21 protein-coding genes are annotated in these 22,947 nt (G+C 38.9%); 9 read left to right on the forward strand and 12 right to left on the reverse strand.

What is annotated here, in order from left to right:
- Positions 1-266: 266 nt before the first annotated feature.
- Positions 267-1,061, reverse strand: a complete 795-nt coding sequence (locus QSE00_RS12995) for a glycosyltransferase family 2 protein (protein ID WP_110355904.1) — start codon at positions 1,059-1,061, stop codon at positions 267-269.
- Positions 1,062-1,452: 391 nt separating this feature from the next.
- On the opposite strand from QSE00_RS12995, the gene QSE00_RS13000 reads away from it, so the two are divergent.
- On the forward strand, positions 1,453-2,091 hold the full coding sequence (locus QSE00_RS13000; RefSeq protein ID WP_286106280.1) for an adenylyltransferase/cytidyltransferase family protein: 639 nt from the start codon (positions 1,453-1,455) through the stop codon (positions 2,089-2,091).
- On the opposite strand, the gene QSE00_RS13005 is transcribed toward QSE00_RS13000, so the two are convergent.
- Genes QSE00_RS13005 through QSE00_RS13015 form a run of 3 tightly spaced genes read right to left on the reverse strand, consistent with a single transcriptional unit; the run spans position 2,088 to position 3,891 of the window.
- Entirely contained in the window at positions 2,088-2,672 is a 585-nt protein-coding gene (locus QSE00_RS13005; RefSeq protein WP_286106281.1) for a LicD family protein, read from the reverse strand. The two genes, QSE00_RS13000 and QSE00_RS13005, sit on opposite strands and share 4 nt — an antisense overlap.
- On the reverse strand, positions 2,662-3,066 hold the full coding sequence (locus tag QSE00_RS13010) for a hypothetical protein (protein WP_286106282.1): 405 nt from the start codon (positions 3,064-3,066) through the stop codon (positions 2,662-2,664). The genes QSE00_RS13005 and QSE00_RS13010 overlap by 11 nt, the downstream gene beginning before the upstream one ends.
- Positions 3,067-3,075: 9 nt before the next feature.
- Positions 3,076-3,891, reverse strand: coding sequence for a 2,3,4,5-tetrahydropyridine-2,6-dicarboxylate N-succinyltransferase (locus QSE00_RS13015; RefSeq protein ID WP_110355901.1), 816 nt, complete (start codon positions 3,889-3,891; stop codon positions 3,076-3,078).
- Between the two features lie 102 nt (positions 3,892-3,993).
- Here QSE00_RS13015 and ruvX point away from each other — a divergent pair, with 102 nt between their 5' ends.
- From ruvX to QSE00_RS13035, 4 genes are all read left to right on the forward strand, one after another.
- The gene (gene ruvX / locus QSE00_RS13020; protein WP_110356067.1) at positions 3,994-4,404 is read left to right on the forward strand and encodes a Holliday junction resolvase RuvX; all 411 of its coding nucleotides are present in this window, start codon (positions 3,994-3,996) and stop codon (positions 4,402-4,404) included.
- A 4-nt stretch (positions 4,405-4,408) separates the two neighbouring features.
- Positions 4,409-4,999, forward strand: coding sequence for a peptide deformylase (def, locus tag QSE00_RS13025; protein WP_110355900.1), 591 nt, complete (start codon positions 4,409-4,411; stop codon positions 4,997-4,999).
- Positions 5,000-5,056: 57 nt separating this feature from the next.
- Positions 5,057-5,485, forward strand: a complete 429-nt coding sequence (locus QSE00_RS13030; RefSeq protein WP_286106283.1) for a DUF5606 family protein — start codon at positions 5,057-5,059, stop codon at positions 5,483-5,485.
- 212 nt (positions 5,486-5,697) lie between these two features.
- Positions 5,698-8,277 (forward strand): carboxylesterase family protein, encoded by a 2,580-nt coding sequence (locus QSE00_RS13035; protein WP_286106284.1) that lies wholly within the window; start codon positions 5,698-5,700, stop codon positions 8,275-8,277.
- A 79-nt stretch (positions 8,278-8,356) separates the two neighbouring features.
- Here QSE00_RS13035 and QSE00_RS13040 read toward each other — a convergent pair whose 3' ends face one another.
- The 7 genes from QSE00_RS13040 to QSE00_RS13070 all read right to left on the reverse strand — a co-directional run bounded on the left by QSE00_RS13040 (position 8,357) and on the right by QSE00_RS13070 (position 16,466).
- Positions 8,357-9,862, reverse strand: a complete 1,506-nt coding sequence (locus tag QSE00_RS13040; protein ID WP_110355898.1) for a S10 family peptidase — start codon at positions 9,860-9,862, stop codon at positions 8,357-8,359.
- A 112-nt stretch (positions 9,863-9,974) separates the two neighbouring features.
- Entirely contained in the window at positions 9,975-11,594 is a 1,620-nt protein-coding gene (locus QSE00_RS13045) for a family 20 glycosylhydrolase (RefSeq protein WP_286106285.1), read from the reverse strand.
- Positions 11,595-11,639: 45 nt separating this feature from the next.
- Positions 11,640-12,284: a GDSL-type esterase/lipase family protein gene (locus tag QSE00_RS13050; protein WP_286106286.1), complete on the reverse strand. Its 645-nt coding sequence runs from the start codon at positions 12,282-12,284 to the stop codon at positions 11,640-11,642.
- Positions 12,285-12,537: 253 nt separating this feature from the next.
- The gene (locus tag QSE00_RS13055) at positions 12,538-13,788 is read right to left on the reverse strand and encodes a serine hydrolase domain-containing protein (protein WP_286106287.1); all 1,251 of its coding nucleotides are present in this window, start codon (positions 13,786-13,788) and stop codon (positions 12,538-12,540) included.
- 243 nt (positions 13,789-14,031) lie between these two features.
- Positions 14,032-14,355: an EthD family reductase gene (locus QSE00_RS13060; RefSeq protein ID WP_286106288.1), complete on the reverse strand. Its 324-nt coding sequence runs from the start codon at positions 14,353-14,355 to the stop codon at positions 14,032-14,034.
- 129 nt (positions 14,356-14,484) lie between these two features.
- The gene (locus tag QSE00_RS13065; protein ID WP_286106289.1) at positions 14,485-15,381 is read right to left on the reverse strand and encodes an SMP-30/gluconolactonase/LRE family protein; all 897 of its coding nucleotides are present in this window, start codon (positions 15,379-15,381) and stop codon (positions 14,485-14,487) included.
- A 44-nt stretch (positions 15,382-15,425) separates the two neighbouring features.
- On the reverse strand, positions 15,426-16,466 hold the full coding sequence (locus QSE00_RS13070) for a DUF3500 domain-containing protein (RefSeq protein WP_286106290.1): 1,041 nt from the start codon (positions 16,464-16,466) through the stop codon (positions 15,426-15,428).
- A gap of 287 nt (positions 16,467-16,753) precedes the next feature.
- Between QSE00_RS13070 and mazG the strand changes: the two genes are divergently transcribed.
- Positions 16,754-17,527, forward strand: a complete 774-nt coding sequence (gene mazG, locus QSE00_RS13075) for a nucleoside triphosphate pyrophosphohydrolase (protein ID WP_110355893.1) — start codon at positions 16,754-16,756, stop codon at positions 17,525-17,527.
- Between the two features lie 101 nt (positions 17,528-17,628).
- On the opposite strand, the gene QSE00_RS13080 is transcribed toward mazG, so the two are convergent.
- Positions 17,629-20,235 (reverse strand): PAS domain S-box protein, encoded by a 2,607-nt coding sequence (locus QSE00_RS13080; protein WP_286106291.1) that lies wholly within the window; start codon positions 20,233-20,235, stop codon positions 17,629-17,631.
- A 361-nt stretch (positions 20,236-20,596) separates the two neighbouring features.
- Between QSE00_RS13080 and QSE00_RS13085 the strand changes: the two genes are divergently transcribed.
- From QSE00_RS13085 to QSE00_RS13095, 3 genes are all read left to right on the forward strand, one after another.
- Positions 20,597-21,985: an MATE family efflux transporter gene (locus tag QSE00_RS13085; protein ID WP_286106292.1), complete on the forward strand. Its 1,389-nt coding sequence runs from the start codon at positions 20,597-20,599 to the stop codon at positions 21,983-21,985.
- Between the two features lie 73 nt (positions 21,986-22,058).
- On the forward strand, positions 22,059-22,286 hold the full coding sequence (locus QSE00_RS13090; RefSeq protein WP_110355890.1) for a hypothetical protein: 228 nt from the start codon (positions 22,059-22,061) through the stop codon (positions 22,284-22,286).
- Positions 22,287-22,289: 3 nt separating this feature from the next.
- Positions 22,290-22,850: a phosphatase PAP2 family protein gene (locus QSE00_RS13095; protein WP_286106293.1), complete on the forward strand. Its 561-nt coding sequence runs from the start codon at positions 22,290-22,292 to the stop codon at positions 22,848-22,850.
- Positions 22,851-22,947: the final 97 nt, after the last annotated feature.

Consider the following 22,947-nt stretch of genomic DNA (forward strand, 5'->3'; position numbering starts at 1 on the left):
TAACTATAACTTAATGCAAAGTTAAGGGTGGGGGCAAAGATATGTAAATAATGGTTTATAATTTTTAAGGATAGATAGCAGGAAGTCTTCAAGGGATTTGACCCTTGGCACAGATCATCCGCAGATTGATAGGATCAGGAACCAACGGGATCAAGGTAAATCAAAATAAGGAATAAGTGAACAATGCCTTGATTAAGGGATATTGATATGGGAGGAATATTTATGTGGATCCGGGGAAATAATCTCCTGAGGAATTCTATATGCAATTATGATTCTACTAAAAAATAGGCCATTTTTTCTTTTTTACCCAAACGCTGTAATTCCCTGTACCTTTCAAAATCGCCCAGGGCATTCAAATAGCATATGGTAATACCTTTTTTTCCATCCAGTATTCCCAATCTAATTATGTAGTGGTTGAAAAATTTCCAAATCGGCTTGAAAATTAAAAGAAGGTAGTTGAATTTTTTTTCTTTCTGGTGGGCTTCCTTAGCTTTTAGTCGCCCGTATTTTAGCATTTTATATCTATAATCTTCGTAGTTCTTGTAGCAATAGTGCATTAATTTCTGTTTCAATATTCCAGTGGAACCCTTTACAATAAGCGTTTCATGTACTATTTTTTCCTTACTGAATTGAGCCTTACTTTTTCTGAAAAGGCGATAATTCTTATCGGTTTGCCATCCACTAAAGCGCAGGCGGCTGTTTTTGAACATAAATTTCCTATAGAACCAATATGCGCAATGTTCGGAATCCTTCTTGGCCTTACATTTTATTTCCTTCCTCAACTTGTCCGTAACGACTTCATCGGCATCCAGGAAAAGAACCCAATCGTGTGAAGCCTGTTTTAGGGCGAAGGATTTTTGGGCAGTGTAATTTTCAAATTCGTGTTGGATAACCCTAACCTTGGGGTGATTGTTTAGATATTCATAGGTGCCATCCGTACTATACGAATCCACCACAATAATTTCATCTGCAAACGCTATGGAATCGATACATTTTTCAATATATCCCATCTCATTATAAGTGATTATTAAGGCCGATATTTTTTCCCTCTGATCTATCATGCATTCGAAATTTGTACCACTTATTAGATAGTAATATTAGAAATAGTTGCGTTGAAATCACTAAAATCCATAATGATCTTACTCAATAGATAACAAAAAAAAAACAATTATAGTATATCAAATTACAAGTAGTTTACATAAGATGGAACAACAAAAGGCTAATTGTTACTGGGAATTTCTTTGAAACAATTGGACTTTTCTACAAGGGCATTGGCAGTGCATAGCTATGTGGGTCTGGTGGAGTTGGTAAATTACTGAGGCTTTTGTTATGATAATTTTATAAATAGGGGAGTTGGATAGACCAATATGTAATAACTTAGGTAAAATAAATTTTGTCCAATACCGTTTATTACCTTTACACATTATATACAAACTTTAGGATTATTTAAAAATGACTGAAACTTATCTGTACATTCTTACTTCGAAATATCCAAACTGGAACTTTGTTACTGATCCGGATGATCAGGTAGCGTTGTATATAAGCTGTAAGTGTGAATTTGATGACGCTTTGTCAGAGATGTTGGAGATTGTAAAGAATATTGGAGTTTTTTTTGATAATAAAAATTACATTATAAAACTTAAGAAGGGTAATACCCTTGCTATAAAGGTAAAGCACAGTAAAAAGGTTAAAAAATATAATAAAATGTATACGTCCGGTTGTTTTGATATTTTTCATTTTGGACATCTTAACATTCTCAAAAGGTCAAAGCAAATGTGCAGTCATTTAATTGTGGGCGTTTCTACCGATGAACTTATTTTGAAAGAAAAAGGGAGGTTGCCTATTATCCCTTTTACGGAAAGGGTAAAACTAGTCCAGGCAATAAACTATGTGGATGAAGTTATACCCCAGACAGATAAAAATAAACAACGTATAGTGGATGAGTATAATATAGACGCCATTTCCGTTGGGGACGATTGGAAGGGCAAATTTCCAAAAACGAATTGCCCTGTGGAATACGTTGCCTATACAGAAAATGTTAGTAGCACTATCTTAAAGGAAACATTACAATTGCAGCCCCAAGCCACTTAGGCTATTGCATTGTCATCTTTGGAAGTATCCCAATTTTTCACCTGTTTTTGCCAATCTCCATATCTATAGCTAAGATATTCTTCTGTCAGTGCTGGTATTTTGTAATCGAAACCTTTAAATGTAATATGGTCAAAGGTGCGATAAAACTTGCTAGGGACAAATTTTGTTTTATTGTCAATTTCCCAGTAACTATTCCCCCAATGTTCATACTTAATAAAAACATCCAGGCAAACATCTCCTTTGATCAATCCAAAAAATCGGCGTTCCCTTATTTTTAACATTCTGATGTTGCCCTTGGTAAAAAATTCGGAAGTTTTATCAAAGTACCTTGTTCTTGTCCTATAACCAGCCTTTTTTAATTCTGAATAAAAACAGTCCAATTTATCCAATTGGTCATGGTTCATGGACATATCCACGTCGTTATCCCAAGGCAACAATCTGTTTTCCCTTTTAATACCCAATAATGTTCCACCTTCAATCCAATAGTCAATATTGCATCGGTCGAAAATAGTAGCCATTTTTTTGAGCATTCTTTCGGCTATAACTTTATTTTTTCCTTCTAGGGTTATGTTATATGCCATAATGCGGGAATGTTTGGTCTAAATTGTTATTTAGGAAAATTCGGAGTCCATCCAGATTATGTTCCTTGTTGTAAGGAAAGGTCTTTATACCAACGGAGGTGGCAGAATTTATAGCTTCTACATGATGTTCAAAATAGACAACCTCATTGGGTTTTAATTTAAAATGATTTAACATTTTTAGATAATATGCCTTATCGGTCTTGTTGGGATTATGATCCAAACTAAAAACTTGATAAGGCATATTTACAATTCCAAAGCTAATACATTCCTGTTTACTGGCATTTGTCAAGATGATTTTGGGATTGGGATAAGTGTCCAATAATTTTTTTAGATCGTAATCCATTCCCTTTTCAGTAACAAAGGTATTCCAAGCATCTACAAGAATTGTTTTCATTTTCTGGCTTTAAACAGCAACGTCGTATTCCCTTAGCGCATCATTTAGGGAGGTTTTTTTGTTGGTACTCTCTTTTCGGGTACCAATGATCAAGGCACATGGAACCTGATAGTCCCCGGCCGGAAAAGTTTTGGTATAACTTCCTGGGATAACGACCGATCTTGCAGGTACCAATCCTTTACGTTCTATAGGTTTGTCCCCGGTAACATCTATAATTTTAGTGGAGCCGGTAAGGACCACGTTGGCTCCCAACACGGCTTCTTTTTCTACACGCACACCTTCCACAACAATACATCTGGATCCAATAAAGGCATTATCTTCAATAATTACCGGGGCCGCCTGTAAGGGTTCCAAAACCCCTCCAATTCCTACTCCGCCACTAAGGTGTACATTTTTACCGATTTGGGCACAACTACCAACGGTGGCCCAAGTATCTACCATGGTGCCTTCATCCACATAGGCTCCAATATTAACATAACTGGGCATTAAAATAGTACCTGCGGAAATATATGATCCATGTCTGGCAACTGCATTGGGTACAACGCGAATGCCTTTTTCGGCATACCCCCTTTTTAGTGGCATTTTATCGTGATATTCAAAGATACCCGCTTCCAAGGTTTCCATTTTTTGTATTGGAAAATATAGTACCACTGCCTTTTTTACCCATTCATTTATTTGCCAACCGTCGGCAATAGGTTCTGCACAACGCAAGGTACCGTTATCCAAAAGATCTATGACTTTCCGTATAGCGGTTTGAGTTGGAATGTCCTTAAGTAGGTCCCTATTTTCCCAGGCTGTTTCTATTGTTTTTCTTAGTTCTTTCATCTTTAATAATTCAAATTTTAGCAAATATAAGGGCTAGTTGGTAATTAACCTTTTGTTTTTGCACTTATAACAATTTATCCCTTATTTTTGCAAAAAATTTGTGTGGGAAGGATTTTAGCATTGGATTATGGAAAGCAGCGAACGGGAATTGCCGTTACGGACGAGTTGCAATTAATCGCCTCTGGCCTGACTACCGTTGATACAAAGGAACTTTTGAATTTTCTAAGGAAATATGTCAGCGAAGAGAAAGTTGAAAAATTTGTGATCGGGGAACCAAAGCAAATGAATAACCTTCCTTCCGAATCCGAGGAATTGATCAAGCCCTTTTTAAGAACCTTGGAAGGTGTCTTTCCAAAGATACCTGTAGAACGTCAGGACGAGCGTTTTACTTCCAAAATGGCGTTTCAGACCATGATTGACAGTGGCCTTAATAAAAAGCAAAGAAGGGATAAGGCCTTGGTCGATGAAATTAGTGCCACCATTATCCTTCAGGCGTATTTAAATAGAAAATAGTAGTATGATTTTACCAATAGTTGCTTATGGAGACCCGGTACTAAGGAAGGTAGCGGATGATATAGACAAGGATTTTCCAAGATTTGAAGAACTGGTGGCCAATATGTGGGACACAATGTACAATGCCAATGGTGTAGGTTTGGCCGCTCCCCAAATTGGGTTGCCGATTAGGTTGTTCCTAGTGGATACCACTCCATTTGCGGATGACGACGATCTTACGGAAGAAGAACAAAGTGCATTAAAAGGGTTTAGGAAAGTTTTTATCAATGCGCGTATTGAGGAGGAGACCGGTACGGAATGGGCCTTTAACGAAGGTTGTCTTAGTATTCCGGATGTCAGGGAAGATGTTTCTAGAAAAGATACCATTACCATATCCTATTTGGATGAGAATTTTAAATCCTATAAGGAAACCTATAATGGTCTTTTGGCCAGGGTAATCCAACATGAATATGACCATATAGAGGGTATATTGTTTACCGATAAATTATCGTCCTTAAAAAAACGTCTTTTAAAGGGTAGGTTGGCCAATATTTCCAAAGGAAAAATAAAGGTGGAATATAGAATGCGTTTTCCCAACATAAAAAAAGCACGTTAAAACTATTTCTATTATAAACAAAAAGTAGCATATTTGCCGCTGAAACTAAAATAACAGATGGGTTTAAATAAAATTTTATCAATTGCGGGTAAGCCGGGACTTTTTAAATTATTAACGCAAACCCGTTCAGGTTTTGTGGCCGAATCCTTGTTGGATGGGAAAAAAGTTACCGTAAGTTTTAAAAACAATGTAAGTGTCTTATCTGAGATTGCAATCTATACCTTGGAGGAGGAAGTGCCATTAAAAGTGGTTTTCGAAAAGATTAAAGAAAAGGAAGAGGGAGGAAAAACAGCGGTAAGCCATAAGGACGACAAGATTAAATTGGAAGAATATTTGTTCGAGGTGCTGCCCAACTATGATGAGGACAGGGTTTATGCCAGTGATATCAAAAAAATCATTCAGTGGTATAATTTATTACATGAGCATGGAATTACGGAATTTGCGGACGAGGAAGAAAAGGAAGAGGCTTCCAGGGAAGCAGAATAGATTTAATATATTTATATGAATTGAACCTTCGTTTACGAAGGTTTTTTTATATCCCATATTTTAGTTTTTTCCTCCAGTATTGAGTGGGGCAATAGCCCCGACTATACATTTATTCTCCATTTAGCTTCGGGCATTTGTTATTGGTCTAAATTGTTGGGCAGCGGCCTACTAATTATGGAAATTAATGTTTTAATTCCTTAATAAGTTTTATCATGGCTAAATTTTATAAGAAAAGTGCTATTGTTTTTGTAATGCTCCTTGTCCTCCCCTTTTTTCTGATCGGGCAACAACGAACAGGAAATATTGTGGAGTATTTCGGAAAGGAAAAGGTGGAGGAGATCCATGAAGGAAAGGTGGTCCATGTATTCAGCAAAGCCCTCGCTTTGACCATACCCAGTTTCGGTTTTGAATCGTCCACATTTCCTGTGGATCCGGTTTTTGATCAATTCCTGATGAACCCTGGGAAAAAAGTTTCGGATGGGGAGGTGTTTGATATTGATTATTCGGGAAATGAAATAAAATGGACAGCAATAAAGGTAGATAGTACCAATAGTTTTTCGGGTAGGGGACTAAGATCGGGCTACGTATATCTTACCTATAATTCTGGATCTGAAAAAACGGTTCTATTTGAAGCTTCCGGACATTCTTTGGCATCCATTAACGGATATCCATATGAAGGCGATCACTACGATTTTGGTTGGAACCTAATTCCCATGAGGTTAAAAAAAGGGATCAATAGTATTGTTTTAAAGGTAGGTCGTTTTCCTAGGATCCGGGCACGCATACTGGAGCCTAAAGCCGAGGTACAATTTACTACACGCGATGTAACTGTTCCCGATCTTTTATTGGAGGAGGATATGGAATATAAGGCCGCCATAAGGATTATAAATGCTTCTGATAAGTGGGTCAGGAAGCACGCCATTGTGGCCAAGGTGAATGGGAAAGAACTCAAAAGTCAGGTTATGGACATTCCACCATTCACGGTCTATAAGGTCCCTTTTTCCATTCCTTCGTCCCCCTTGGACACTAACCTTGAAAAGGTAAATGTTGATCTACAATTGCTACATGGCAACGGACAGCAGGTTTCTGCCGAAACCTTGACTTTAAATGTGAAATCGAAATATAAGCATCATAAGAGAACTTTTATAAGTGATATAGATAAAAGTGTACAATATTATAGTGTAGCTCCGAACAAAAATGGCTATAAGGAGGGTACGGCACTTTTTCTTTCAGTGCACGGGGCTTCTGTTGAGGCGGTAAATCAGGCCAATGCCTATAAACAAAAAGATTGGGGGAATTTGGTTGCCCCAACCAATAGACGACCATTTGGATTTGCCTGGGAGGATTGGGGCAGATTGGATGCCTTGGAAGTGCTGGCAGAGAGCAAAAGACTCTTTAAACCAGACCATAGTAAAATTTATTTGACCGGGCATTCAATGGGCGGTCATGGAACATGGTATTTGGGAGCTACCTACCCCGATCACTTTGCTGCTATTGCGCCCTGTGCCGGATATCCGGATTTGCTGTTGTACAGAGGAGGACGGTCCGAGAGAATAGCCGAACTTACCGAGGAACAAAGAAACCGATATGGAATTACTCCTAAAATGTTCGAACGTATGACGGCAGAATATGTTCCTAATGCGGTAGAAAATATTGTGGAAAGGGCTGGAACACCTAGTAGAACCCTAAAATTGATTCGAAATTATCTGCATCATGGGGTGTACGTGCTGCATGGTGAAAAGGATAATGTGGTTCCAACTTCAATTGCCCGTGATATGAGAGAGCGTTTGGGGCAATTCCATCCAGATTTCACCTATTATGAATATCCATGTGGTACCCATTGGTATGGAGACCACAGTGTGGATTGGGAACCAATTTTTAACTTATTTAAACAACGGACCATTCCTCAGGCCAAGGATATTAAAAAATTGGAGTTTAGTACAGGTTCTCCGGGGGTATCTGCATCCTCACATTTTATTGCTATCCATCAGCAACAGATTCCTTTTGAGGTTAGTTCATTTGATTTCTCATGGGATACCGTTCTTAAAGTAGATACCAAAAATGTGTCCTTGTTGGAAATAGATTTTACCCAATTGCCAGGGGATATCAATAATATTGAAATTAACGGATTGGCTGTAAAAATTCCTGTTAAAAAAAGTACATTTTTTAAGGAATTGGACGGGGAATGGGAAATAGTGAACAAACCCACTTTAAAAGAAAAAGGACCCCATAGATATGGAGGCTTTAAGGATGCCTTTAGAAACGACGTGGTTTTTGTTTATGCAACCAAAGGGTCACAAGCCGAAAATGATTGGTATTACAATAAGGCAAGATTTGATGCGGATACCTTTTGGTACAAGGCCAATGGCAATATTGAATTGGTTGCGGATACCGATTTTTCCCTGAAGGACTATCCTAACCGAAATGTTGTTGTGTATGGTAATAAAAACAATAATGACGCATGGGACAAATTGTTAAAAGATAGTCCGGTTCAAGTATTCAATAATAAATTAAATTTTGGAAGCAGAAGTATCAGTGGTAACAACTGGGGACTGTATTTTATAGTTCCGAGAGCGGATAGTGATGTGGCCAGTGTTGGAGTGGTAACTGCAACGGGAATTCTTGGCATGAAAGCGGCCTATGCCAACCATTATTTGGTAAACGGAACTACTTTTCCAGATTTGCTTCTTTTTGATGAAACCGTTTTGACCCAAGGAACTTCTGCAGTAAAATGCGCTGGATTCTTTGGAAATGATTGGACTATTGAAAAAGGAGATTTTGAATGGAAATAGGTTGGTATCGTCCAAGTAAATAAGACTTCAGGTTAATTTAAAATCTTTTGGCCCTTTTATTTGGACGATTCCCTAAGTATTATTTTGAGGTGTTAAGGATAAAAGTGGATACGTCTTTTTTGAATTTTTCCATGGAAGGTTTGTGGGTGTACATCATATGTCCGGCCTCATAATATTCCATAATTATATTATCCTTGATCTCCTTTTTAAGGCCCAAATGATTGATGCTGTGTTCTACACCATAAAAAACAGTGGCAAGGTCATAGATGCCATTTAAGATCAGGACCTTCATGTTAGGATCTCTGGATAGGGCAGTGGCCATGTCAATCCCGGTGTTGATTGCGGCCGTAGTACCCCATCTTTCATTCCCTTTGTGGGACCAATCCCATTTAAATCCGTCCCTTCTGCCGGCAGTGATGGAGTATAATAGGTTTTTGTTTACTTTTAGGTCGCCGTAAAAATAATCTAAAAATCCACTAATATAGGCCGGGGAAATGGCAAGGCTTTGTGGGTCATGACTGCCCACTTGGGCCAAGAGATCTTCGTTTATTCCAGTAAAGCGAGAATCCAACCGGCCAATTATTTCACCTTGGTCCCTTAAGAATTCAGCAAAAAATTCGCTTGCCGTAACCCTTAGATCGGCTTTCAGCCAATAGTTGGTATCCGTACCAGTGTAATAGGCCAATTTTGATGCAATATTACTTTTTTCATTTTCAGAAAGTCCGTCTCCCTTAAAAAGGGCGGGAGTGTACTCGTTTTCGGTAAAGGACCTAACTGTCTCAAGGAAATCGTATACATTCTCTGGTTTATCCGCTATTTTGTTATGATACCAAGCTGTTGCTGCATAAGTGGGGAAATGAACAATATAGGGCAGGTCGTCATTGGGAGGGAACAACAGGGTACGCAAGTCAAAAACAGCGGATACCATGATAACTCCGTTCATCGCAACACCTTGGTTGAGCAAAGTATTCATTAGACCCGCATTTCTAAAGGTTCCATAACTTTCGCCCAATAGAAATTTTGGGCTGTTCATGCGGTCATTGTGTATTAAAAACTGTGTTATGAACAAAGAAAGGCTACGGATATCCTGGTCCACCCCCCAAAAATCTTTATACTTGGCTTTTCCTGTTGGAATACTTAAACCGGTCCCTACGGGATCGATCATTACCAGATCTGCTATATCCAGAATAGAGTAGTTGTTGTTAACAATTTTGTAGGGGGCGGCAGGGGTTGGTTTTGGGTCGTCCACTACAATTCTTTTGGGCCCCAAAATACCCATGTGCAACCAAAAAGAGGAAGATCCGGGACCACCGTTAAACGCGAAAACAATTGGTCGTCTTTGCGTTGCCAATCCTCTTTTGGAATCCTTGGCATAATAGGTGAAACCCATTAAGGCAATAGGCTTGTTGGTTTCATCCTTTACCTCAAAAGTACCGGCCTTTGCCGTTAAATAGATGGTGCTGCCATTTATGGTAACACTTTGCATGGTTGTAGCTACCTCGGCTTTGGGTATTGAATCGTTATTAAAATTGGGATAGCACAACTGTCCCAAAAGCAGGGTAATTACTAAAATAAGGGCCTTCATATGTTCAGTATTTAAGTTGGGTTAAATAGCTAAACAGGCAAGCACTGATAATTAGGGCCTTACAATATATTAAATTTATGGATTATAGCCGCTAGTATTGTTCAGTGAATATTTAGTCCTTATTAATAGTTTTGTAGGTATACTTGCTCTTTTTCCAATCTATTAGTTTGGAAGGGTAGTATTTCACATTCATTTTGTCCAAATAGGGCGCCTGGTTGCCCAATCTTACTTTATAATCGTCCCAATTTCTGTTTTCTTCAATGCTCCAGCTAAGTTCGGAATATCCGATCATCCTAGGAAATGCCAAATACTCCAATTCCTCCATATTGCTTATGGTCTCGGACCATAACGGGGTTTCAACGCCCAGAATATTTTCCTTATTGATTCCCTTAACATATCTTTCTGGTGTCCAAATATATCCTGTATCCACGGGAATGTAGCCTGCCCAATGAAGTCCGTATTTTGATAGGGTGTCATATTGCATATCCAAATAGGCCTTTTTTCCCGGGGATAATATTATTTTTAATCCCTTTTCCACGGCTAGTTTAGCATTGTCTTCGTTGGCCCAAAACTGTGCAATGGCAGTGGTGTCTATGTCCGCGTGCACAATTTCATCCCATCCTATCATTCTTTTGCCGTATTTTTTTACAATCTTGTCCACTTTGGAAACGAAATAAATGAAATCCTTTTTCTTGGTAACATGGCTTTCATCGCCACCGGCATGAAAATACGGGCCAGGTGTAATGGCCGATATTTCCCTTACAACATCATCTATAAATGAGTAAACCGTATCCTTACGGGTGTCAAAAGTGCTAAAGCCAACTTCGGTTCCAGTATAAATTTTGGGTGTTTTGCCATTTCCATTTAGTATGGGATAGGCCACTGATGCCGCATTGGTATGTCCTGGCATATCTATCTCCGGAACGATGGTGATAAAATGTTTAGCTGCGTAGGCAACAAGATCCTTATATTCCTCTTGGGTGTAAAATCCACCTGGTCCACCACCCACTTCAGAACTTCCTCCAATTTCTGTTAGCTTGGGCCATGATTTTATTTCTATCCTCCAACCCTGATCATCCGCCAGATGTAAGTGCAAGGTGTTTATTTTGTAATAGGCCAATACGTCTATATACTTCTTAACATCATCTATACTAAAGAAGTGTCTTGCCACATCCAACATGGACCCTCTATATTCAAAATTCGGATAGTCTATGATCTTACCGGTGGGGATCAACCACATCTTATTTTCGGAAAGGGTGTCATTACTAACCTCCGGAATAATTTGCCTAAGGGTCTGAATGCCCCTAAAGGCACCCTCGGCAGTTTTTGCATTTAGGATTATGGAGTCTTGGCTTATGTAGAGATCGTAACCTTCCTTGGATGAAAATTCCGTGCTGTCCGATTGATTGATAAAAATAATCCTTTGGGTGGTAGCTTTGGTGGTTGAATTTACTGCCAGGTCCAAATCGGTCTGCCATTTTATCTTTTCCGATAAAAATTTGCCCACCTCAGGGAAGCCGGCCGCATTTTGGGAAGTATAGATGATTGTGTTTTTATCCAACCCAAAGGCACTATTGGTAGGCGTTATCTTAAGTGGCCTCGGAATTAGATTTTCCGTACTAAGATCTGTCATTGGAAAATTGATTACCTTCTTTTTTTCCTGTTGACAGGCAACGAAAGCAGTAAAAACTATCAACACTACCAGTGATTTAATAAGAATTGATTTCTTCATTTAGCTTGATTGTATTAGTATTATTTGGTTATTCCTATCTTAGGGTCAATTCATATAGGGTTTGATGACCGAGAACCAAAGGTTATACCCTTTGCTGTTCATATGAAGTCCGTCTCCTATAAAGATATCCTTTCTTACTTGTTTTCCGTCCATCATCACATCCCATACATTGGCGAACTCCATGCCACTGTCCTCCTTACATAATTTTTCGAAGGCCCTGTTCAATCTAAGGTATCTTCGTTTTAGGTTCCATCTGGCGATACTCGGTTTTGCTGCAATAATTACCACCTGTGTGGCTTTGTTGCTGTGCTTGATCTTCGTTACAATTTGCCTAGTGTTCGCTATAATATCTTTGATCCTTTTTTTGGAAGCAATATCATTATCACCTTCATAGATAAAAACTTTCTTAGGATTATATTGTAATATAAGTTCTTTATAATACCGGTTCAGATCGGAGGATTGGGAACCACCAAAACCTGAATTGATTATTTGGTGGTCGGGAAACATGGATTCTAGGTTTTTCCACATCCTAATGCTGGAACTACCTGTAAATACTATAGTTTCCTTTGAAGAATCCCAAATGGAATCATATTTTTTCTGAATGTCCTTCACCTCATTTAGAAAGGCAGGTGACTTCTGGCCAAAACTTAGGAGCGTTATGGAAAGGAATAAATAAGTAAGCTTTTTCAATTCAATTAAATTAAAGGATTAAATTATAATAAATATTGTTCCTGACAAATAATTTTCGACCGGGGACATTGCTTGTTCGCTAACGGGAATATCCCTAATTAGTTGGTGTTGTATTAATCTTGATGGTATGTAACCATACGTATTGTGAACATACCACTTGTAAACCCCTATAATATTTGCATAAGGTAGCGTTGCTACAGTTGCCTCAAAGAACATCCAAGAATAGAAATAATCTTCCTAACTAACAAATGGGTTAGTATTCCCTTACGAGGGATTGGTATACCAACTGTCTCATTTTTTCCCCGTAATAATTACTGTAAGGTTGTAGTTGACTCATAAGGATTACAATCATTTCTTCTTTAGGATCGATAAAGAAATAGGTGCAGTAAGCACCGCTCCAATAATATTGACCAACGGAACCTAAGGTTTTGCTGGCTGCCACATTAGTGGTTACCCCAAACCCTAGCCCAAAACCTTGCCCTGGCGCCTGGTATAGGTCGTCAACTTGGTTCATGGTCATGATATCCACGGTTTTGGGACTCAGTAAATGTTTGCCTTTGTATTCTCCCTTGTTAAGCAACATTTGACAGAATTTCATATAGTCGGGGGCACTGGAAAAAAGACCGTGGGTGCCGCCAAAAATAGTATTGCCCTCTGTAGGTAATTGTGCAGCGGAATTGATCAGATTTCCTTGCTTGTCCATATGGTGAACGGGCATCCATCTTCCCTTATTCTCTTTGGATATATTATACCCAGTGTCTTCCATTTCCAAGGGGTCGAATATCCTTTGTTTTAAAAACCCCGCAGTGGTCATCCCTGAGAAATGTTCAATAAGTAGCGATAGAACATCCGGGGATGCACTGTAGTACCATTGTTCGCCCGGGTGCCCTACCAAGGGCATTTTTATCATGGTGTTTACTCTGTTTTCTATATTCTTATGGGGTTCTGAGTAAAGTGCTTTGGAAATCTCGTTGTCCAATTTTGTACCTCCCAGACCATGTGAAAAGCCGGCCGTATGTGTCAAAAGATGGGAAATGGTAATTTCCTTATTGGCAGGTTGGGTTTGGCCATTTGCACCTTGCCCAACATCCTCGGCTACCCTTAGGTCCTTGAACTGTGGTAAATATTTGGAGACCGGATCGGTTAGGGAGAAATGTCCTTCTTCAAACAACATCATAAAAGCTACCGTTACGATGGGCTTTGTCATGGACATAATATGGAACAATTGATCTTTTTGAATTGGAGTTTTGTCTTTTAAACTGCTGTATCCATAAGCCACTTCGTGCACAATTTCCCCTCTCCGCATTATGTAGGAAACGGCTCCAGGCATCCTTCCTTCCTCTATTTCGTTTTTTAAGAATTCATCGTATCTATTTAGTCGTTCCCGGTCAATACCCGCTAATGTAACCTTAGGGTTGGAATTGGGGGGCGATTGTGCCTTTGCTGGCCCCCATAGAAATAATAGCAGGATTATAAGTGTAGGTAAATGGAATATATTTTTCATGTTGTAAATTGATTGATATCCTAAAGATAAGATTTCCAAACCAACTTCAACAGACAAAAACGCTATACCCAAAGCTCCATTTATCCAGGCCCTATGCTATAGGTAGCAACATGCCAATAGCAATTTTTTTGTTTTTTACTTATTTACGGTTTGGTAGGGCGACTCCTAAAATAATAGTACTAGCATCAAGTATGGGCAGTTGTTTCAATTAAACAACTAGTAGGGTGCACCATCCTAGCCCAATCATAGCATTACTTCACTAATTTGAACAATAGGTTCAATATTTGTGAAATTATGAAGATCGCCCATAATTTTTTCAGCATTGGGACCAAAGGAATTCTGAAATGAGTCCATCGATGCAAAATATAAATTTCCCATAGCTGCATAAGTAGCAGCAGATCCAGGGATAGCTCCACCAATTCCTTTCTCAACGGTTGCAGCCTTTACAGCGTTTCCTAATAATTCCCCAACCAGACTAACGTGTTGGTTGCAATAATAATCCATATCAAAATTTTTGCCCTCTCCGTTGGGATACAATACGCTAACTTTTATCATTCCTTTTTCCATTGTGGCAAGTATTAATTATTTTTTAAATGTTTGTCGCAAGTTCCCCATTTTATAGAGTTTCTCACTATATGGCCCTTTATTGGCAAGGTTGTAAATTTTCAATAATAAGGATCTCTTTAAAATATGGTTTTATCTAATTCCCGATACGTTCATCTTCAGGGTATACAAAGAAGTCATGGCCGTAATAAATAAGGTTTTTTGGTTCTTCCCTCCAAAGGTCACATTTGCGGTCCACTTTTGATCTATGGGGATATGTAAAATTTGTTTGCCATTTGGAGCAAATACGGTAACTCCGTCACCGGTAAGATACACGTTGCCCTGGTTGTCCATGGTCATGCCATCCGAGCCCATATCGGCAAATAGGGTCTTGTTACTTAGGCTGCCATCGGGATTTATGGTATATGAATAGGTCTTTTTGTCGCCTATGTCCGCAACATATAAAAGACTACCATCCTTATTGCCAATTAGGCCATTGGGCCTCACATAGTCCTCGGCAACAATATGTATATCCTTATGGTCAGGCGTAAGGTAGTATACCCGCTGTTGTTCAATCTCTTGTTGGGTTCTCGTCCAATAAGGACGTTTGTAGAATGGATCCGTAAAATAAACACCTCCCTTTGGATCCACCCAAAGGTCGTTGGGGCCATTTAGTTTTTTGCCTTCAAAATCATCGATTAGGACTGTGACATTTTTTTGGGGATCTATTTGCCAAAGCTGATTTTTATCATCGGCACAGGACAATAGGTTTCCTTGGTGGTCAAAATAGAGTCCGTTGGACCTCCCTGAAGGCTCCATATATACAGATACGGATTTGTTCTTTCCAGACCATCTTAGAATACGATCATTGGGCTGGTCCGTAAAAAAAACATCACCGTTTGGAGCTACCGCTGGCCCCTCGGTAAATGTATAGTCGGTGGCCACCAATTGTACTTCGGCATCCTTGGCAATCAAAGAGGTTTGTAGGGATTTACAGGATACGGAAAACAGAATGGGTAATGCCAAAATTAGTCTTATAACTTTTTTCATCTTGTTATTATATGCCGTAATATGTAAGGTTATGTTTTCTGAAATCAATGTTTGTGATCTTTTTCATAGTGGGCCTTCAATACGTCTTCCCCGTAATCATTGGTCAGATCGCGAACTACTGTGTGTACATGGTTGGCATTGTTCTGGGTATTGTCATATTCAATGAGTAGGCTAGGACCTTGAATTCGGAAGTAATGTCCTTTTCCGGGCTGTAGGCTTCCAGCCCAGGCAAATGTTAAATTTTCTATTCCCGCCTTGTATATTTTATCCTTAAAACCAGCTGCAAAATCACTTTCGTAATTCTCAATATAAAGGTCCACTAGTTTCATCATAGTATTCTTCTGGATTTGGGACAATTCTGAATATGAAATTCCCATAGGCTCCACAGATGCTGCCTTTCTTTTGGTTAATGATATAATATCGCTTGGGGCTACATCTGTATACAAAGTAGTTTTTAACTGTTCCTGTGTCATGGAGTTGACAAGGGAAAAACCAAGTTCCGCCTCTTTTTTAAGTACTTCTTTGCCCTTATATTCCGTACTGCGCACAATACCTGGGTTAGTTCCAAAAAAGGTAGGGGTAGAAGAACTAATGGCACCGTGGGTTGAAGTGAAATTTAAGGAAAGATGGTGGCCTTCAAAGCGCCACCCCCATGGTTGGTCCATGGATGGATTGCCAAAAATACAAAAGTGATAATTTAGCGGATCACGTCTTGGTCTGCCATCGGGCATTTTATCGTTATCATTATTTTCTATAATCCTCAAGACCTTTTCCAGTTTCATAATTTCTTGGGACTTGCGATACCCTTCTTCGCTCAAAGAGGCCCTTAACAAGTCCAGTGCCGCCTTTTTTTGAGTCTCGTTAAAATCATGGAAGGTGGCCCCTTCCCTTGGAATGGGTACGTAATTCATATTAAAACGTTCAGTATCCTCAAAAGTAAATAGGGTTTTGGCCTTTGTCTCCTCGGATAAACTGTTAAGAAAAATATTGGCTTTTTGCAATACATCCTGTGCAGGTAGCAGTCCAAAAAGGAATAGGATCAAAGAAGTTGATATTATTTTTTTTAGGTTCGTTTTAGGTTTCATTTGTTTGGTTTGATTTTTAAGTATCTATGGTTTCATTAAATTATATTATCAATCGATAAAAGACGAAGGATCCGTGACCATCCACGATGGTGTTGCATCCCTTCCAAATCCTTTATTATAACCCAAGACATAAGGTCAACGCCAATAACGGCAGGGGGAAGAATTGATTTTATGTGGGTCATATTGGTTCGATCCAATAAGTAAGGAACTAAAGTTAGCTAAAAAACTCGGAACATGCGATAGTTGGAACCGTAGAGACTTTGTATTTTTGCTTAAAAGTCAACTTTATGAATTCTCGGGAAGCCCAATTACAAGCTTTTGATCGTCTACTCACAATAATGGATGAATTACGGGCCCAATGTCCGTGGGACAAAAAGCAAACCATGGAAACGCTACGGCATTTGACCATTGAGGAAACTTATGAATTGGGCGATGCTATTTTGGACAATGATTTGGAGGAGATTAAAAAGGAATTGGGAGATGTACTCCTTCATATTGTTTTTTATGCCAAAATAGGGAGTGAAACCCAGCATTTCGATATAGCGGACGTAGCCAATGATATATGTGATAAGCTCATCAATAGGCATCCACATATTTATGGGGATGTTGTGGTCGAAAATGAAGAAGAAGTAAAACAGAATTGGGAAAAAATAAAATTGAGGGAAGGTAAAAAAAGTGTTTTGGAAGGAGTTCCCAATGGTCTTCCTGCCCTTGTCAAGGCCAATCGTATCCAAGATAAGGTGGCGGGAGTTGGATTTGATTGGGAAAGACCTGAACAGGTATGGGAAAAAGTTCAGGAAGAACTGGAGGAATTCCAGGAAGAAGTGAAGGAAGGAAAGTTGGATGCCATGGAGGCAGAGTTTGGGGATGTCTTGTTTTCTATGGTGAATTATGCCCGTTTTTTAAATATAAATCCCGAGAATGCTTTGGAACGGACCAATAAGAAATTTATAAAAAGATTCCAATATTTGGAAAACAAAGCCAAGGAAAGCGGTAAGGCCTTAAAGGATATGACCTTGGGCGAAATGGATGTTTTCTGGGAGGAAGCCAAGAGCATTTGATTTTTATACTATCCCCAACACTATACACCACCTATTGGTAGCATCATCCATCAAAGTCTATTTTTTAAATCCAGATATTTGTATTTAGTGACTCCAATTTATTAAAATATCACCGTAAATGTGGAGCCTTCACCTTCTTTACTGGAAGCTGAAATAGAACCCCCCATTGCTTCAATCTGTACTTTGGTCATATATAGTCCAACCCCCTTGGCTTCCGGATGTTTGTGGAAAACCTTGTTGAGCCCAAATAATTTATGACCATGTTTTTCCATATTTATACCCAGTCCATTGTCTGTTACCGTTAGTACTGTATTACGACCTTCAATTCTTGATTCGATATATATTTCCGGCACTCGTTCCTCGGATTTGTATTTAATGGCATTGGAAACCAGATTAAGAAAAATGCTATCGAGATATATATCGTTATAAACCACCTTTTGGGCTTTTGAGAAATCACTTTTTATGATGGCTCCGGATTGTGTTATCTGGCTCGATATGATTTCCTGGGTTTTGGTCAGAATTTTTTCAAAGGACAATTCTTGAGTGGCTTTTGTACTTTGGTCCTTTGTCTGAATAACTTCGACCAAGGTATTCAGGGTAGAGGCGAGATGGCCGATAACAACTTCAAATTTTTGAAATAATTCGTTTCGTTCATCCTCGCTCTCTGCATCTTTATAGAAACCGGATAAGGTTTGAAGGTTGGCTACCGGTGACCGTAAATTATGGGATGTTATATGTGCAAAATCTGCTAATTGTCGGTTTTGATTGGTAAGTTTATTGGTTAGTACTTCAAGACTTTCTTTTGTTTCTATTAATTTTTTTCGATTGTTGACCTGTTCTGTAATATCCGTGGCCACTCCTAAAAATCCCTTGATTTTTCCATTTTTGTCCCTAATGGCAGTTGTTATTAATTGCACAGGAAATTGTGAACCGTCTTTACGTACATAGGTCCATTCCATGGTTTCAAAATGATTTCTCCTTGCATGTTCAACAAAAACATCGAATCCGCTAATATTTTTACCGAATAAGCGGGATAAAACCTTGCCATGTCTTATTACTTCCTCCTTCAGATGTATAATTTCCGGAGTCTTTTTTCCGATCATTTCGGAAGCTGAATATTGCAATAAATTTTCGGCTCCTTTATTAAAATGGGTAATTAAACCGTTCAAGTCGGTTCCGATAATGGAAATGGGGCTCACATTAAAAATGGCAGTAAGTTCTTCATTGGCTTTATTTAGGGCATTTTCCGAAACTTTAATTTCATTGATGTTATGGAAAACCCCATAAAGTCTTTCACATTGGCCGTTTACCATTTCTGGCTGTCCTATGGCACGTGCCCAACGGCTTTTCCCTTTAGCGGTAATCAACTCTACTTCCACATCATAAGGGATGCCTTTTTCAATGGCATTTTTTACTGCATTTTGAATTTTTTCCCTACTTACACCTTCTTTAAAGAAGTTTATGGCCGTATCAAGTTTAGGTACATAGTCATGCGGTACCTCATGAATTTCACATGTTACCTTACTCCAGTGGATTTTGCCACTGATCATATTTACTTCCCAGGTACCAATTCTTGCTACTTGGTTGGCTTTGTCCAAGATTTGCTCTATCCTTAGTTTTTCTTTTTCTTTTTCCTTTATAGTGGTAATGTCTGTGGTATAAATTAATATTCCCCCTATTTCCTTTTTCGAAGTGTACCAAGGCCTTATATCCCAAGTAAGCCATTGCACTCTTCCATCTGGCCAAGTATACTTGGTCTCATCTTCATTGTGAATAGCCCCGGCGAGGCATTCGAGGTGAATTTTCCTCCATCTTTCATCTATGGAAGGAAATATTTCATAAAGGGATTTTCCAATAATTTTGTTGTCCAAAAGGTTGTAGTCCATTCGCCATTGTCTAGAGGCGGCTAGGAATCCCATGTTGTTATCGAACATGGCAATGGCGTTGGGGGCTTCTTCAATGAAAATTTTTTTGTATTCCGCTTCGGTCTCCACATCAGCTTTTAGGGCAGTTATTTCCAACATTTTTCTGTGTGATTCTTTATAGGAATCCTCAAGGGTGTTTTTCGTGGTGAGCAGCGCTTGTGATTTTTCTTTTAATCTGATGGTTGTGGGTACTATAACAAAGTAAAATAGGGATATAATGAAAAGGATTATACCAGATGCAAGGGCATAGAGCAGAAATTTTAAGGAGGAGAAATGGGCATTGGAATTGTGTTCATATTCTTTAACGATCGGATCTATAAAATCCAAATATCGATTCCGATTGTCCACAGTGGCGTCAATGTTTAACGATGGACTATTATTTACATGATCTGTTTGGTCAAGTATTTTGTTGACAGACATCACTGTCTTTTGGTAATAGGGTTCAATAAGTGCGAACAAGGAATCTATTCTCGAATCTCCTATTGATTTATTGGCATTTAGTAGATATGCATGATTGGTCTCCCATTCGCTAAGGTGGCCAGACAAGGTTATTAGCTTATCCTGTGCCAATTTGGCCTCTTTGATTTCACTAAAATCCATTAGACCTTTTGTTATTTTTTGATATAATACTCTTTGTCGGCCAGCTATATTTATGGAATGCAAATCCGATTTCGCAATATTTAGGTTTTCGGTAAATATTATAACAGCAATAGAAACTATAAGGGTAATACTGGCAGTATAAATCAGATAGTTTTTTTTTGTAGATTTTTCAATTCTATCCATATAAGGGATTTTTACAACGATATAAAGGTTGACGTAATAATAGAGTGTGTTGGTTGGTGATTATTCTTCAATTGACGTATCAAATACCTTATTAAAGGCTCTTTGATCTCCATCTTGCATGATAGTCTTAAATATAGCGTATTTTTTTTGCATTTTAAAATACTATTCATGCGCTGCTGTGATAAAACCAACATATTTGGAATAGAACCCGGAAATATATAACAGATCGTCGGGTGGAGATGGATATAGGTTTTTTGCATCCATTTATGGGAGATCATGAAATTAATGCCGAACATGGAATAAATCCATTGTTCTAAAACCAATGCTAACCCTTATATTTGCCCCTTCAAATTAAAGCGTTTTGTTGCAGAAATATACCAAGGAGTTTCGATATAATTTATCCCTGTCATTTCCAGTTATTCTGGGAATGTTGGGGCATTCCTTTGTGCAGTTTGCCGATAATATTATGGTGGGCCAATTGGGTACTGCTGAACTGGCCGCGGTTTCCTTGGGCAACAGTTTTGTTTTTATAGCCATGTCCCTTGGTATTGGGTTTTCTACGGCCATTACGCCTTTGGTAGCAGAAGCCGATGGGGCCGGCAATGTTGGGGCAGGAAAAAGCGCTCTTAAGCACGGGCTATTATTGTGCACAGTAATGGGGATATCCCTTTTTGGGATTATCCTATTGGCCAAGCCGCTTATGTATTTAATGAAGCAACCTCCAGAAGTGGTGGAATTGGCCATGCCATATTTGGATTTGGTGGCGTTTTCCTTGGTTCCGTTAATTATATTCCAGGCTTTTAAGCAGTTCTCCGAGGGGTTGTCCCAAACCAAATATCCCATGTATGCAACGGTAATTGCCAACTTTGTAAATATCCTTTTGAACTATCTTCTAATTTTTGGTTCCTGGGGCTTCCCTAAAATGGGAATTGTAGGTGCGGCATGGGGTACGTTGATTTCCAGAATCATTATGGTAATTTTTCTTTGGGTACTACTCAAGAACAAAAAGAAATTTCGCGATTATGTTACGGGGTTTAACTTTGGAATTATCGAGAAAAAGGTCATGAAGAAAATCATTGACCTCGGATTTCCCTCGGCCCTACAAATGTTTTTTGAGGTAGCCATTTTTACGGCAGCAGTGTGGATAAGTGGTGTTTTGGGCAAGAATTCCCAAGCGGCCAACCAGATAGCGTTAAATCTGAGCAGTATGACCTTTATGGTAGGGATGGGGCTTGGCGTTGCTGCAATGATCCGTGTGGGAAATCAAAAGGGATTGATGGATTTTAAGGAATTGAGACGCATTTCATTATCCATTTTTTTGCTCACCTTAATATTGGAAGTTGTTTTTGCCGTATCCTTTGTTGCCTTAAACGATTTTCTGCCAACAATATATCTGGATTTGGGTGATGCTTCCAATATGGTGGATAACATGGAAGTTATCAAGATTGCAGCCGAACTAATTTTGGTTGCGGCCGTATTCCAAATTTCGGATGGTTTACAGGTGGTGGTATTGGGAGCGTTAAGGGGGCTTCAGGATGTTAGGATACCCACTTTAATTACCTTTGTGGCCTATTGGATAATAGGTTTTCCAATTAGTTTTTACCTGGGTCTATATACGCCACTGCAGAGTACCGGGATATGGATAGGCCTGTTGTCCGGACTTACGGCCTCTGCAATAATGTTGTATATTCGGTTTAATTATTTGACCAAGAAACTTATTGCCCAAAGGGCGTTACAAGAGATTGATTGATATTAAGGCCAGTCGTTATCTACTAGGATGGAATTGTTCTAGGGATATCGATCATTAAATAAAAAGTTATAGTATGGAATTTCCAAAATTTTTATTAGGTGATAATACGGATTATCCAACAGCGATTTTCGTGATACATACCGAATACCCAAGATTTATAATTAATCTGGAGAATGATGAGGTAGAGTGGTTGGAAGATTTTACCCAGGAAGATGAAAAGGAATTGGAAGCGGAAGCGGAAAATTTAATTGAACAGGCTACGGTTTTCTATGATAGGGAAATTTCTCGATACGAAGAGTAAGTAATGATAGACCAATTGGTACAATACGATAAGGAGCTCTTCCTTTTTCTAAATAACTTAGGTACGGCCCAGTGGGACGGTTTTTGGCTTTTTATGACCAATAAATGGAGTTCGGTTCCGCTATATGCATTGTTGGCATTTTTCACCTATAAGGTATTTGGTTTAAAACGGCTATTAATGACCCTAGTGGCTATTGCGTTGCTCATATTGGTAACGGACCAACTGGCCAATTTTTTCAAGTACGGGGTGCAACGTTTGAGGCCTTGCCATGACCATGAATTACAGGCAGTAATGCGGTTGGTGAAAAGCTCCTGTGGCGGAAAATTCGGTTATTTCTCTGCCCATGCCGCCAATTCTTTTGCCGTAGCTACATTCTTTACCGCCTTATTGCGGACAAAGTATAAATATATAGGACTTTTTCTATTCCTGTGGGCTTCGGTGGTCGCTTATAGTAGGATATATATAGGGGTACATTTTCCGTTGGATGTGGTAACCGGTATTATTATCGGAACTTTTTTGGGAGGAATGTTTCAGCAGCTTTTTTTAGGCACTTTCAGGAGTTAGCTTAATTTTGTAGAACACATAGAATATTAACTGCCCTTAGATTTTATTTAGGGTCATTTTTTTATGCCCGATCATGATTTTTGGACAGGAGGTATGC

This window comes from Arenibacter flavimaris, from assembly GCF_030291335.1.
Classification (GTDB): Bacteria; Bacteroidota; Bacteroidia; order Flavobacteriales; family Flavobacteriaceae; genus Arenibacter.